10 protein-coding genes are annotated in these 13,200 nt (G+C 67.8%); 6 read left to right on the top strand and 4 right to left on the bottom strand.

Annotation, left to right across the window (positions count from 1 at the left end; translation table 11 throughout):
• Positions 1 to 47 precede the first annotated feature (47 nt).
• From ACZ5KV_RS10145 to proC, 4 genes are all read left to right on the top strand, one after another.
• Positions 48 to 425, top strand: a complete 378-nt coding sequence (locus ACZ5KV_RS10145; RefSeq protein WP_464239184.1) for a RidA family protein — start codon at positions 48 to 50, stop codon at positions 423 to 425.
• Positions 426 to 488: 63 nt separating this feature from the next.
• A complete protein-coding gene (locus ACZ5KV_RS10150) occupies positions 489 to 1,829 on the top strand; it encodes an MFS transporter (RefSeq protein ID WP_464239185.1) in 1,341 nt (446 codons plus the stop codon).
• A gap of 143 nt (positions 1,830 to 1,972) precedes the next feature.
• Positions 1,973 to 3,079 carry a lipid-A-disaccharide synthase gene (gene lpxB / locus ACZ5KV_RS10155; RefSeq protein ID WP_464239186.1) on the top strand — a complete coding sequence of 369 codons (1,107 nt, stop codon included), beginning with the start codon at positions 1,973 to 1,975 and terminating at the stop codon, positions 3,077 to 3,079.
• Between the two features lie 14 nt (positions 3,080 to 3,093).
• On the top strand, positions 3,094 to 3,885 hold the full coding sequence (gene proC / locus ACZ5KV_RS10160; protein WP_464239187.1) for a pyrroline-5-carboxylate reductase: 792 nt from the start codon (positions 3,094 to 3,096) through the stop codon (positions 3,883 to 3,885).
• Positions 3,886 to 3,917: 32 nt separating this feature from the next.
• Here proC and ACZ5KV_RS10165 read toward each other — a convergent pair whose 3' ends face one another.
• The 4 genes from ACZ5KV_RS10165 to ACZ5KV_RS10180 form a co-directional block, all read right to left on the bottom strand.
• Complete coding sequence (locus ACZ5KV_RS10165) at positions 3,918 to 6,215, bottom strand: sensor histidine kinase (protein WP_464239188.1); 2,298 nt, start codon at positions 6,213 to 6,215, stop codon at positions 3,918 to 3,920.
• Positions 6,212 to 7,366, bottom strand: a complete 1,155-nt coding sequence (locus ACZ5KV_RS10170; RefSeq protein ID WP_464239189.1) for an ABC transporter substrate-binding protein — start codon at positions 7,364 to 7,366, stop codon at positions 6,212 to 6,214. Before ACZ5KV_RS10170 ends, ACZ5KV_RS10165 begins: the two co-directional genes overlap by 4 nt.
• A gap of 106 nt (positions 7,367 to 7,472) precedes the next feature.
• A complete protein-coding gene (acs, locus tag ACZ5KV_RS10175) occupies positions 7,473 to 9,407 on the bottom strand; it encodes an acetate--CoA ligase (protein ID WP_464239190.1) in 1,935 nt (644 codons plus the stop codon).
• An 84-nt stretch (positions 9,408 to 9,491) separates the two neighbouring features.
• On the bottom strand, positions 9,492 to 10,358 hold the full coding sequence (locus tag ACZ5KV_RS10180) for a LytR/AlgR family response regulator transcription factor (RefSeq protein WP_464239191.1): 867 nt from the start codon (positions 10,356 to 10,358) through the stop codon (positions 9,492 to 9,494).
• A 224-nt stretch (positions 10,359 to 10,582) separates the two neighbouring features.
• Here ACZ5KV_RS10180 and lepA point away from each other — a divergent pair, with 224 nt between their 5' ends.
• Positions 10,583 to 12,388, top strand: coding sequence for a translation elongation factor 4 (gene lepA / locus ACZ5KV_RS10185; RefSeq protein ID WP_464239192.1), 1,806 nt, complete (start codon positions 10,583 to 10,585; stop codon positions 12,386 to 12,388).
• An 85-nt stretch (positions 12,389 to 12,473) separates the two neighbouring features.
• Entirely contained in the window at positions 12,474 to 13,121 is a 648-nt protein-coding gene (lepB, locus tag ACZ5KV_RS10190; protein ID WP_464239193.1) for a signal peptidase I, read from the top strand.
• The last annotated feature ends 79 nt before the right edge of the window (positions 13,122 to 13,200 follow it).

Below are 13,200 nucleotides of genomic sequence, written 5' to 3' on the forward strand. Positions count from 1 at the left end.
GCATGTGCATGCGCCCTCCCAGGGCCCCTTGGGCAACGGAGACCGACATGGAGTGCATCAATTCTTCGGAAACCGCTGAAGTCGTAGGCCCTTACAGCCATTGCGTGAAGGCGGGCAACACCTACTACATCTGCGGCCAGGTTCCCTTTCACCCGATCACCGGCAAGGTCGTGGGGGCCACCATCCAGGAGCAGACCTTCCAGACCCTGTACAACCTGAAGCTGGTTCTCGACGCGGCCGGGCTCGAGATCACCGACATAGCGAAAACCACGGTGTTTTTGGCCAGCATGGATGATTTCGCGGGGTTCAACGAAGTGTACGCCGAATTCATGGGCAACCACCGCCCCGCGCGGCTGTGCCTGGGGGCGGGCGAAATCGTTCACGGCTGTCTGCTGGAAATGGATGCGACCGCCTACAAGGAATAGATGGAACGCGGTGTGGAAGGCGGGATTTTTCACTCAACTTCTTCGCGCAGGTGGAGGTAGGCCATGGAATCCAATGGACAGATCGGAATCAGTTTTGGAGACGCTCCCTATTCGTCCGTACACAAGAAAATCGCAGTCGGCACCTTCATGGGGCAGGTCTGCGACGGGTACATTCTCGGCATTGTCGGCATAGCCCTGTCCTACGCCGCAGGGCCCCTGGGGCTGGACGGCTTCTGGATGGGGCTCATCGGGGCTGGCGCGCTCTTCGGCATTTTGCTCGGCAGCCTGTTTGCCGGAATCGTCATCGACGGTATCGGGCGCAAGACGGCATACACGTTCGTCGCCCTGTTCAGCCTGGTTCTGTCCGTGGGGCAGTTCTTCCTCTCGGACCCCGCGCATCTGGTGGCCGTCCGGTTCCTGCTCGGCATGTGCGTCGGTGCGGATTATACCGTCGGCGTGGCCCTGCTCAGCGAGTGGACGCCTGAACGCATCCGGACCAAGATGATGAGCTGGCTGATGGCCGCCTGGACCTTCGGCTACATCATCTCCTATTTCGCCGGTCTGCTCATTGCCACCATGGGCGACATGGGCGAGAACGGCTGGCGCTGGATCATCTGCTCTTCCGCGCTGCTGGCCCTGATCACCCTCGTCGTCCGCCTGGGCTCCCCCGAGTCCCCGCAGTGGATGATGGCCAAGCGGGGCCGGAGCGCGGCCCTGGAGCTGGTGCACCGGTACCTCGGGGCGAACTATGCCCTCCCGGCCGAAACCGGCAAGAGCGCTTCCGCGTCGTTCTTCATGCTGTTCAGCCCGAAGTTGTGGCGCAACACGTTGACTTCGTGCGTTTTCTTCCTTTGCCAGGTGCTGCCCTTCTTCGCCATCAGCATCTTCCTGCCGGTGGTGGTCAAGGGGCTCAACATCGAGAACCCGCACGCCTCGGGCATGATGTACAACGCGTTTACCATGATCGGCGTGTTCATCGGCATCCTCGTCGCGCCCAAGGTGTCGCGCCGGGGGTTCCTGATCTGGACCTTTTATGGCGCCGCCGCGATTCTTACCCTCATGACCCTCTGGCGGGGCATGCCCGCCAGTGCGGCTTTCGTTCTGCTGGGCGCGTTTTCCACCGTCCTGGCCATCTCCATCGTCGCCGAGTGGTTGTATCCGCCCGAGCTTTTCCCCACCGAACTGCGCGGTTCCGGCGTCGGCCTGACCATCGCCGCCAGCCGTATCGGCGCGGGCATGGGCACATGGATGCTCCCCGTCGTCACCGAACAGTACGGCGTCTCGGTCACGTTGGCCTGCTGCATCGCGACCCTGGTGATCGGCGGCCTGGTGTGCCAGATCTTCGCCCCCGAAACCTCTCCCAAGTTCGGCGGTCACAGCGTCGCCCTTTCCCCGGGGCATTGAACTGGAAGAGGTCGGTCGACCGTGCGCACCCCTCGCATGGCGGCCTCCCCATTGGTGCCCCCCGGCTTTCGCCGGGGGGCACCGTCTCGCGGGGCTGCCCCGGGAGCGGCGCAGCCCCGCCCGGGGCAGTGGAGCCTTTGGAAATGATCCGCAAGATCTGGATAAACTGTAGCGAGGCCTCCGGCGACATGTGCGCGGGCGCGCTGGCCGGGGAGCTGCTCCGCCAGTGCCCGGCGCTCGAGATCGGCGGCCTGGGCGGGCCCATGCTGGCCCGGGCCGGGGCCACGGTGCACTTTTCCATGGACCGGATCTGCTTCTCCGGGTTTTGCGACGTGCTGCTCGGCCTGCCGAAAATCTTCCGCCTGCAGCGTGAAATCATTGCCCGCTGGGAGTGCGACCCACCGGACGTGATCGTCATGGTCGACTGCCCCGACTTCAACCTGCCCCTGGCCAAGGCGGCGCACGGCATGGGCATCCCCGTCTACTATTTCATGGCCCCGCAACTCTGGGCCTGGCGGCAGAAGGGCCTCGACATCTTGCGCGAGCATGTCCGCACGGTCATCTGCGGCCTGCCCTTCGAGCCGGAATATTTCCGCGATAGGGGCTGCCGGGCCGAATATGCCGGGCACCCCCTTCACGACATCATTCCCCTGGAGGCCCTGGATGCGCAGCGTCCACGGCACGACCGGATCGGCTTCATGCCGGGAAGCAGGCGCAAGGAGATTGCGTTTCTTCTGCCCGTCTTTTCCCATGTCGCCGCCATGATCCATCGGGAACACCCGGACATGACTTTCGCCATCGCCCGGGCGCCGGGTATCGACGGCGGGTTCCTGCGGGCATGCTGGGCGGGCGGCCCGGCGGTCCGCATCGTGGAGCCGGAAGGGCGTTTCCGCATGATCCGCACCTCCGGCCTGGTTCTGGCGGCCTCGGGCACGGCCACCCTTGAGACCGCCCTCATCGGAACCCCGACCATCGTCTGCTACAAGTTGGACCGGCCCGCCGCGTTCCTGTTGCGCCGGTTGGCGCTTTCGCGGTTCATCAGCCTGACGAACATCCTGTCGCAACAGGAAATTTTCCCCGAATATCTGCAGGAGCAAGCCACCGCGGAGAACCTGTACCGCCATGTCGCCGCCTGGCTGCACACCCCGGGCCTGTTGCAGGAGCTGCGCGACAGGTTGCGCGAGGTGCGGCGCATCGCCGGCCCGGCAGGCGGCATGCGCGCGGCGGCAAGCACCATCCTGACGCACTGACAATGGAGGTCTGCATGAACATCGGTTTTATCGGAACGGGCAATTTGGGCGGGGCGATCATTCGGGCGCTGTCCGGACAGGACGGCCTGACCCTGTACGGCCTGAACCGGACCAGGACCGCCTTGCAGGAACTGGCGCGGGAAACCGGGCTCGTCCCCTGCGCCGACATACGGGAGCTGGCGGGCAGCGCGGACTGCATCGTCCTGGCCGTCAAGCCGCAGCAGGCGCATGCGGTCTGGCCGGAACTGGTTCCCGCGCTGACCGGGGACAAGTGCCTCGTTTCCCTGGCCGCCGGGTTGACCCGGGAGTCGTTGCGCCGGAGCACCGGCGGCATCTGCCCGGTCGTCCGGGCAATGCCCAATTCGCCGGTTCTGATCCGGCAGGGCGTCACCGCGCTGTGTTTCGACGATGCGACGCTCACCGGGCTGCAGAAGGAGTGCATTCTTGCCATGTTCGGCAGCCTGGGCAGTGTGCACGTCCTGCGCGAGGAGCTTTTCGATGCGTTCACGGCGGTCATCGGGTCCGGCCCGGCGCTCGTGTTCTATTGCATCGAAGCCATGATCGAGGGCGGCGTGGAACTGGGCCTGGACCGCCGGGAGGCGGCCGTCATGGTCAAGGGGCTCTTCAGCGGCGCCAGCCTCATGGCGCAGCGGTCCCCGGAGCACATCGGCCTGCTGCGGGAGATGTCCACCGCCCCGGCGGGGACGACCACCGCGGCCCTGGCCCACTTCGACCGCACCGCCGTGCGGGGGAACATCATGGACGCCCTGCGCAGGGCCTGCGACCGCAGCGCCGAGCTTGGCTGAGGGCGTCTTCGCCGCGCCGGTTCGCTTCGGTTTCAGATGCCCTGGCCGCCCTCGTTCCTGCCCTGGCCCCGGTCGGGGTCGGAACCAGGGCCGGGCGTTTGCGCCGCCGCGTCGTCCAGCGGCAGGCGGATGATGAATTCGGCGCCGTGGCCGGGCTCGGAGTCCAGGATGATGGTGCCCTTGTGGTTGCTGGTGACGATGAAGTAGGACACGGACAGACCGAGGCCGGTGCCCTCGCCGGGAGCCTTGGTGGTGAAGAAGGGCTCGAAGATGCGCTTGCGGTTTTCCGGGCCGATGCCCGGGCCGTTGTCGCGGACGCGGATTTCGGCATAGCCGGGGCCTTTGCGGGTGGTCACGGTCAGGGTCGGCGTGTCCGGCGGCGGGTCCATGGCGCTCATGGCCTGGGCCGCGTTCTTGAACAGGTTGAGCAGCACCTGTTCGATTTCCGTGGGCGTGCAGGGCACCGGGGGCAGGCCGGGGTCGAAGGTGCGCTCGACGTTCACCTTGCGGAAATCATAGCGCTTTTTGAGGTCGTAGTCGCTGGCGGCCAGGGCCAGGGTGCGTTCTATGAGCGCGTGCAGGTCCGTGGGGGCGTGGTTGGAGGTGCTGCGGCGGCTGAAGTTGAGCATGTTGGCGACGATGGCCGCCGCGCGCTGGCCCGAGTCGCTGATGCCGTCGAGCATGCGCAGCACGCCGCGTCGTTCCAGGTAGGCCTGGATGGTGTCCATGTCCGTGCCCAGGGCGGTGGCGGTGCGGTGGTTGGCGGGCAGCTCCGGCCCGGTGCGGCGGCGGATGTTCTGCGCGCTTTGCAGGATGCCGCCCAGGGGATTGTTGATTTCGTGGGCCATGCCCGCCGCCAGCCCGCCCACGCTCATCATTTTTTCGGTCTGGATCATGATTTCTTCGAGCTGGGCGCGGGTGGTCACGTCGGCGATGCGGACGACGGCGCCGGGGGAGGCCTCGTCGCCGGTCAACGGTGCGAAGGAGAGGTCGAGGAAGGCGCTGCGCTTCACCCCCGCGCCGTTCGCGCCGTTGGCCGGACCCACGCAGGGCTGGCGCTCCAGGGTGCTGGCGCGGCCCATGGCCAGGGCGGCGCTCAGGTTCCTGCGCGCCCCGCGCAGGATGGGGAACAGCTCGTACACGTCGCGGCCCCGGGCTTGCTCGGGGTCGTCCAGGCCGCACATGCGCGCCGCGCCCTCGTTCATCAGGCTGATGCGGGCCTGGGCGTCCACGGCCAGCACGGCGCTGTTCAGGGAGTCGATGATGCTTTTGAGATGCGCGCGGCTGTGGCGCAGGTCGCGTTCGCGCCCGGCGATGGTGGCGGCCATGGCCGTGAATTCATGCTCCATGACGCCCAGTTCGGCGAAGCTGTCGGCCCCGGAGACGGCGGCGTTGCGGTAGTCGCCGCGCGCGGCCTGTTGCAGGGTCGCGGCGAAATCGGCCAGAGGCGCGACCACGCGGCGGTGCAGCTCGTAGCGGAAGCTGGCGGCGATGATGGAAAAAAAGGCCAGCAGGAAGAGGATCAGGGCGGCCACCGTGCGCCACACGGGCACGAGAATCTCGTGGAGCGGAGTGTACAGGACCAGGCGCCAGCCCATTTCGGGCAGGACCACCACGGCCCCCGCGTAGGTCACGCCATCCTGGCGGAAGGTGGCGGTCAGCCGTTCCCGGCTGCCCAGGTCGGCGAACAGCGGCCAGCCGCCCACGTTGGCCTGTTGGCGGACCAGGGTCTCGTCGGGGTGCACGATGAGGTTGCCGTGGCCGTCGGCGAGCAGCAGTTGCGTGGTCGCCCCGGGCGGGGCGAATTCGTCCAGATGCTCGCGCAGGGTTTGCAGGTCCATTTCGGCCACGATCCGCCAGCCGCGCAAGGCGGTGTGGGTGACGTAGAGGCTCAGGCCGCCTGCGCCCGGGGCGTAGGCCGGGAGGGAGACTTCCTGCCCGTCCTGCGCCGGGGCGGGCAGGAAGGGGAAGTCCATGCCCACCATGCCCGAGGGGTAGGCGGCGACGATGTCGCCGTTGGCGTCGATCCAGAGCAGGCGCTCGAAGTGGGGGAACGCGGCGTAGAGGTTGGCCAGGGCGGTGGTCAGGATGCGTTCCGAGGCCGCGGGCCCTTCCAGGGCGGCGTGGCGCAGGGCGTGGCGCGCGTCGGTCATGTAGGCTTCCACGTAGCGCGCCAGGGACTGGGCGAGCATGGCGTTGTGCTCGGTCAGCCCCGCATACTGGCGGTAGGCGATGACCGAGCCGAGCACCAGGGTGAAGACCAGGCTCGGGGCCAGGACCAGGGCCAGCAGCTTGCGGCGGATGATGGCGGTCAGGGGCGGCGCGTTCATGGTTCCGTGACGGTGGCGATGGTCCGGAATTCGTGGGCGGAGACGGTCACGATGAACGAGGGGCGCTGCACGTCTCCGAAGGGGTCGAGCCGCAGGGGCGCGATCACGCCGGGCACGCCGTCCAGCCCCGCCAGGATGCCGGGCAGCCGGGCCGGGTCGCCCCGGGCGCGGCGCAGGGCCTCGGCCAGCACCAGCCCGCATTCGTAGCCCAGGGCGGCCGCGAAGTTGGGCTCCCAGCCGAAGCGGGAGCGGTAGCGCCGGGCGAAATCGCGGAATTCGGCCCGGGGGTTGTCCGCGCTGTGGCAGACGGCGAACTGGATGCCCTCGGCGGCCTTGCCCGCGGCCTGGAGCAGTTCGGCCGTGCAGGCCCACATGGTGCCGTAGACGCGAAGCGCGTGATCCTGGTGGCGCAACTGGCGGACCAGGGCGGCCAGGTCGCGGGCCGAGAGGGTGGCGTGCACGGCGGGCACGCCCAGTTCGCCCAGGCGCCGGGCCACGTCCTCCCATTGCCCGGCTTCGGAGGAGCGGACCCTGATGTCGGCGGCAACGGTGCCTCCTCCGGCGGTGAAGCGCTCGGCGAAGGCTTCCGTGTAGGGTACGGCGTAGGGTGCGTTGTCCAGGTCGGTCAGCAGCGCCACGCGGCGCAGGCCGTCGTGCTCCAGGCTGTGGCGGGCCATGCCGCGGGCCCAGGTGCTGGAGGCGGGGATGACGCGGAAAAAGGCGTCCTTCCTGCCCGAGAGCAGGGGCGAGGACACCGTGGGCGAGAGCAGGGCGACCCCGGTTCGTTCGGCGGCTGGCAGGGCGGCCATGGCCTGGGCGCTGGTCAGCGGGCCGACGATGGCCGTCACGCCCGCGCCCGCCAGGTCGAGGACGGCCGCCCGGGCGGCCTCGGGGGTTTGGCCGCCGTCGCGGGCCAGAAGCAGCAGCGGGCGGCGCAGGGCGCCGCCCCCGGCGTTGATCTCCTCCACGGCCATGGTCAGCCCGTTGCGGCCCTGGACGCCCAGGTCGGAGAAGCGGCCCTCCAGGGGGCCGAGGAAGCCCACGCGCAGGGGCTCGGGCTCGCCGCAGGCCGCCGCCGCCAGGCACAGCATTGCCGCGATCAGCGCCCTGGCGGCGTTGCGGGTGGCTGGCCCATGTGGCCCATGGCGCATGGCGGCCTCCGGGTTCCGGTTGGCGCCCCTGGAATCAGGGGAGTCTGTTCCAGAGTACCACAAGAGGCGACGAAGGCAAACGCCGAACCGCCACCCCGGTTTGTGTCTAATCCAGATCCTCCAGGGTGGAGGTGTCGCCGGGGTCCTGCCCCAGTTCCTCGGCACGCAGCAGGCGGCGCATGATCTTGCCGCTTCTGGTGCGCGGCAGGGTTTCGCGCTGCTCGAAGGACTTGACCACGGCCACGGGCCCCAACTCGCGGCGCAGGTGGGCCCGCAGGGCGGCGATGAGTTCCTCGGTGGTCTCGAAATCCTTTTGCCAGCCGTCGTGCAGCACCAGGAAGGCCTTGGCCACCTCGCCCTTGATCTTGTCGGGGATGCCGATGACGGCGGCTTCGGCCACGCAGCGGTGGGCCACCAGGGCGCTTTCCACCTCGGCGGTGCCGATGCGGTGCCCGGCGATGTTCATCACGTCGTCGGCGCGGCCCATGATCCAGTAGTAGCCGTCCTCGTCGCGCCGGGCCACGTCGCCCGCGTAGTACACGCCGGGAATCTTTTCCCAATAGGATTTTTTGTAGCGCTCCGGGTCTTTGTAGATTGTCGTCATCATGGCCGGCCAGGGCCGCTTGAGCACCAGGAAGCCGCCCTTGCCCGGGGGCACGGGGTTGCCCTGGCCGTCGACCACGTCGGCCTCGATGCCCGGCAGGGGTTTGTTCACCGAGCCGGGCTTGAGCAGCGAGATGGGCAGCGGGCTGATCATGAACATGCCCGTTTCGGTCTGCCACCAGGTGTCCATGATCGGGCACTCCGAGCGGCCGATGTATTTGTAGAGCCAGACCCAGGCCTCGGGGTTCATGGGCTCGCCCACGCTGCCCAGAAGGCGCAGGGTGGAGAGGTCCTTCTTGCGCGGATACTGCACGCCGAAGCGCATGAGCATGCGCACCAGGGTCGGCGAGGTGTACAGGATGGTCACGCCGTAGCGGGCGACCACGTCCCACAGGCGGTCGGCCTGGGGGTAGAGGGGATGGCCCTCGTACATCACCGTGGTCGTGCCCGCCACCAGCGGGCCGTAGATCACGTAGCTGTGCCCGGTGATCCAGCCCGTGTCGGCGGTACACCAGAAAATGTCCGTGGGCTTGAGGTCGAAGACCCAGTCCAGGGTCCGCGCCAGGCCGACCATGTAGCCGCCGTGGGCGTGGACGATGCCCTTGGGCTTGCCCGTGGTGCCCGAGGAGTAGAGCAGGAACAGCGGGTCCGTGGCTTCCATGACCTGCGTGGCGCACACGGGCCGCTCCTGGCGCACCAGGTCGTCGTACCACAGGTCGCGCGGCTCGTGCATTTCGGTGTCCACGTTCACGCGGTGGACGACCACGCAGGTCTCCACGCATTCGGCCCCGGCCCCGGCCAGGGCCTCGTCCACCAGGGTCTTCAGGTTGATGATCCGCCCGTTGCGGTAGAAGCCGTCGGCGGTGATGACCACCTTGGCCTGGGCGTCGGCCACGCGCTCGCGCAGCACCTTGGCCGAAAAGCCGCCGTAGACCATGCTGTGCACGGCGCCGAGCTTGGCCACGGCGAGCATGGCGATGGCCGTTTCGGGCAAAAGGGGCATGTAGAGCACCACGCGGTCGCCCTTGGCCACGCCCAGGGTGCGCAGGGCGTTGGCGAAGCGGTTCACCTCGCGGTAGAGTTCGTAGTAGGTGTACTTGCGCTGGTCGCCGGGCTCGCCCTCCCAGATGAGGGCCAGCTTGTTCTTGTTGGCCGTCTCGATGTGCCGGTCCAGAGCGTTGTAGACGATGTTGCAGCGCGCGCCCGGGAACCAGCGGTAGAACGGCGGGTTGGAGTCGTCCAGCACGCGGTCCCACTTCTTGAACCAGTCCAGTTCGTGGGCGGCGTCCTCCCAGTAGGCCAGGGGGTCCTGCTCGGCGCGGCGCTGGGCCTGTTCGAGCTGGTGGGGATTGATGTTGGCCTCGATCACCAGTTGGGGCAGGGGGCGGAAAACCCGCTCCTCCTGCAAAAGGGCGTCCAGGGCTCCTGTCTGGTCCATGCTCGGCTCCTTGCTTGTTGGCCTGCGCGCGGGGCGGCGGGCCGTCGGTGCGCCCCGGGGGGCGCGGCGGGCGTGGCACGCCCGCTACAATCCGAGAATCCGTTTCAGTTCGGTGATGCGTCGCCTGCTGATGGGCAGTTCGATGCGCGTCTTGCCCTGGGTGCGCAGCATGAAGTTGCTGCCGGGCAACGAGGCGATCTCGGTGACCATCTCCAGGTTCACCAGGTATTTGCGATGCACACGGAAGAACCGGTACTGGCGCAGGCGGTCTTCCAGAATCTTCAGCCGGTAGGAGGTCAGGAACTTCTGCCCGGCGGTGTGCACGTAGGAATAGTCCTCGTAGGCCTCGACGAAGATGATCTGGGTGTAGGGGATGAGCACCGTGCGCCCGTCCAGGGTGATGGGCAGTTTCTCGATTTCCACCGGGCGTGGGGTGGTGCCGTATTCCCAGGCCTGGGAGAGGGCCTTCATGAAGCGGTCCTCCTCTTCCTCGCCCAGGGGCAGTTGCACGGTCTGTTCGTCCTCGTCGGGGTCGTCGTCGCCGCCCCAGGGCGCGGGCGGCGGAATTTCCTTGAAATGGGCGCGGAACTGGGCCAGCCGCGTCACCGTGCGCGCGAAGCGCTCGGCCGAGGGCGGCCAGAGCAGGTAGTCCGTGGCGCCCAGCTCGAAGGCCGCGAAGGCCTTGGATTCATCCGAGGCCAGGAACACCAGGGCGGGCTTGTGCTTGCGCCCCGAAAGCATCTGGGCCAGCTCGAAGCCCGAGGCGTCGCCGGGCAGGTCCAGCCCCAGGAAGAACACGCCGTAGGGCACGTGTTCCAGCAGCTCCAGGGCCTCGAAGGCCGTGACGGCCTCGCCGAGCACGCGCACGAACTCCACCCCGGCCAGATGCTCGCGCAGGGTGGCGCGCACGGCGGGGTCGGGGTGCAGGAGCAGCGTGTTCAGGTAGCGCATGGGCGGCCCGCGATTTTGAAGGGTTCCCGGCCCCTTGGCGGAGCCTGCCATGGAACTACCGTGAAACGCCGCCCCGCGCAAGGCCGCCCTCGGTGAGCGGCGCCTCCCGTCCGGCGGGCGGCGCCGCGAAGCATTAGACTTCCGGCTGCAAATGCCTTACAAGGTGCCCACGTCCCGGCCCGGCCCCCGGAGGCGAAGAATCCCCCTGCGGGTGCAAATCAAGCATGACCAAACTGACCACCATACGCAATTTCAGCATCATCGCGCATATCGACCACGGCAAGTCCACCCTGGCCGACCGCATCCTGGAACTGACGGGCCTGGTGTCCGAGCGGGAGCGGCGCGAGCAGTACCTGGACCGCATGGAGCTCGAGCGCGAGCGCGGCATCACCATCAAGGCCCAGACCGTGCGCATCCCCTACCGCGCCGCCGACGGGACCGAGTACATCCTGAACCTCATCGACACCCCCGGGCACGTGGACTTTTCCTACGAGGTCTCGCGGTCCCTGGCGGCCTGCGAGGGGGCGCTGCTGGTGGTGGACGCCACCCAGGGCGTGGAGGCCCAGACCCTGGCCAACGTGTACCTGGCGCTGGACCACAACCTGGAGATCGTCCCGGTCCTGAACAAGATCGACCTGCCCAGCGCGGACCCCGAAGGCGTCAAGGCCCAGATCGAGGAGATCGTGGGCCTGGACTGCAAGGACGCCCTGGCCGTTTCGGCCAAGACGGGCATGGGCGTGGATCAGGTGCTCGAAGCCATCGTCGCGCGCCTGCCCGCACCCGAGGGCGACCCCGAGGCGCCGCTCAAGGCGCTGATCTTCGACTCGTGGTACGACACCTACCGCGGCGTCACGGTGCTTTTCCGCGTGCTCGACGGCGAGGTGTCCGTGGGCCAGAAGATCCAGATTTTTTCCACGGGCCGTCGCTTCGAGGTCACCAACGTCGGCGTGTTTTCGCCCGACGCCAAGGAGGTCCGCCGCCTGGGGCCCGGCGAGGTCGGCTTTTTGTGCGCCAGCATGAAGGAGCTGTCCGACGCGCCCGTGGGCGACACGATCACCGATGCCAGACGCCCCTGCGCCGAGCGCTTCCCGGGCTTCAAGAGCGTGAAGCCCATGGTCTTCTGCGGGCTGTATCCCGTGGAGCCCGCCGAATACGAAACCCTCAAGGCCGCGCTGGAAAAGCTCCAGCTCAACGACGCGGCCTTCTGGTACGAGGCCGAAACGTCCCAGGCTCTGGGCTTCGGCTTCCGCGCCGGGTTCCTGGGCCTGCTGCACATGGAGATCATCCAGGAGCGTCTGGAGCGCGAGTTCGAGGCCCGGCTGATCACCACCGCGCCCTCGGTGGCCTACAAGGTGACCACCACCTCGGGCGAGGAGCTGCTCATCGACAACCCGAGCAAGCTGCCCGACCCGCAGAAGATCGCCACCCTGGCCGAGCCCTACGCGCGCATGGAGGTCCACGTGCCCAACGAGTACGTGGGCGGCGTGCTCAAGCTCTGCGAGGAAAAGCGCGGCATCCAGAAGGACATGCGCTACCTGACGGCCACGCGGGTCATGATCACCTACGAACTGCCCTTCGCCGAGGTGGTCTTCGACTTTTTCGACAAGCTCAAGTCCATCACCAAGGGCTATGCGTCCCTGGATTACGAGGTGACGGACTTCCGCGAGGCGGATCTGGTGAAGCTGGACATGATGATCAACGGCGACCCCGTGGACGCGCTGTCGGTCATCGTACACCGCGAGCGGGCCACGCGCTACGGTCGCGCCGTGGCCCTCAAGCTCAAGCACGCCATTCCGCGCCAACTGTTCGAGGTCATCGTGCAGGCCGCCATCGGCCAACGCATCATCGCCCGCGAGCGCAACCCGCCCCTGCGCAAGAACGTCACCGCCAAGTGCTACGGCGGCGACATCACCAGAAAGCGCAAGCTTCTGGAAAAGCAGAAGGAAGGCAAGAAGCGCATGAAGCGCATGGGCAACGTGGAAATCCCCCAGGAGGCCTTCCTGGCGGCCCTGCGGGCCGGGGAAGACTAGCAACCCGGGCGCCGCCCGGCGGTCGCGGCCGCCGGGGGGGGCTCCCGGGCGGGCCCGCGCCCGCCCGGCATGGAGAAACGCATCGATGGAACCCAAATGGACGAAAGTGCTGCGTGAGTGGGCCGAGGCCCTGTTTTTTGCCCTGATCCTGGCCCTGTTCATCCGTTCCTTCGTGGTCCAGGCCTTCAAGATCCCTTCGGGGTCCATGCTGCAGACGCTTCAGATCGGCGACCACCTGCTGGTGAACAAGTTCATCTACGGCATCAGGGTGCCCTTCACCGACTGGACCCTGCTGCCCCTGTCCGACCCGGAATTCGGCGACGTGATCGTCTTCGAGTACCCCAAGGACCCCAGCAAGGACTTCATCAAGCGCTGCATCGGGCTGCCCGGCGACACCATCGAGGTGCGCGACAACCACGTGATCCGCAACGGCCAGCCCGTGGACGAGCCCTACCTCTCCGGCCTGCCCGGCTCGGGGGGCTACATGGCCCGCGACTTCGGGCCCGTCACCGTGCCCGAGGGCAAGTACTTCATGCTCGGCGACAACCGCAACAACTCCCAGGACTCGCGCTTCTGGGGTTTCGTGGACCGGGAGGCCATGGTCGGCAAGGCCTGGCGCATCTATTGGTCCTGGAAGACCAAACCCGACACGCGTCACGCGGGGGTCTACGTCACCGACTGGGGCAGCTTCCCGCCCGTGCGCCTGGAGCGCATCGGCCGGGCCGTGGAATAGCGGCGCGGCGCCCGTGCGGCCAACGCAGACGGCCCGCCTCCCCAGGGGAGGCGGGCCGTCCGGCGTTATGGCCCCGGCG

This window comes from Desulfocurvus thunnarius (genome assembly GCF_055390965.1).

Coding starts and splice junctions, on each gene's coding strand:
- ACZ5KV_RS10170 (WP_464239189.1), bottom strand. CDS start 7,366: ATGCGCCATGGGCCACATGGGCCAGCCACCCGCAACGCCGCCAGGGCG.
- ACZ5KV_RS10165 (WP_464239188.1), bottom strand. CDS start 6,215: ATGAACGCGCCGCCCCTGACCGCCATCATCCGCCGCAAGCTGCTGGCC.
- acs (WP_464239190.1), bottom strand. CDS start 9,407: ATGGACCAGACAGGAGCCCTGGACGCCCTTTTGCAGGAGGAGCGGGTT.
- lepB (WP_464239193.1), top strand. CDS start 12,474: ATGGAACCCAAATGGACGAAAGTGCTGCGTGAGTGGGCCGAGGCCCTG.
- proC (WP_464239187.1), top strand. CDS start 3,094: ATGAACATCGGTTTTATCGGAACGGGCAATTTGGGCGGGGCGATCATT.
- ACZ5KV_RS10180 (WP_464239191.1), bottom strand. CDS start 10,358: ATGCGCTACCTGAACACGCTGCTCCTGCACCCCGACCCCGCCGTGCGC.
- lepA (WP_464239192.1), top strand. CDS start 10,583: ATGACCAAACTGACCACCATACGCAATTTCAGCATCATCGCGCATATC.
- lpxB (WP_464239186.1), top strand. CDS start 1,973: ATGATCCGCAAGATCTGGATAAACTGTAGCGAGGCCTCCGGCGACATG.
- ACZ5KV_RS10145 (WP_464239184.1), top strand. CDS start 48: ATGGAGTGCATCAATTCTTCGGAAACCGCTGAAGTCGTAGGCCCTTAC.
- ACZ5KV_RS10150 (WP_464239185.1), top strand. CDS start 489: ATGGAATCCAATGGACAGATCGGAATCAGTTTTGGAGACGCTCCCTAT.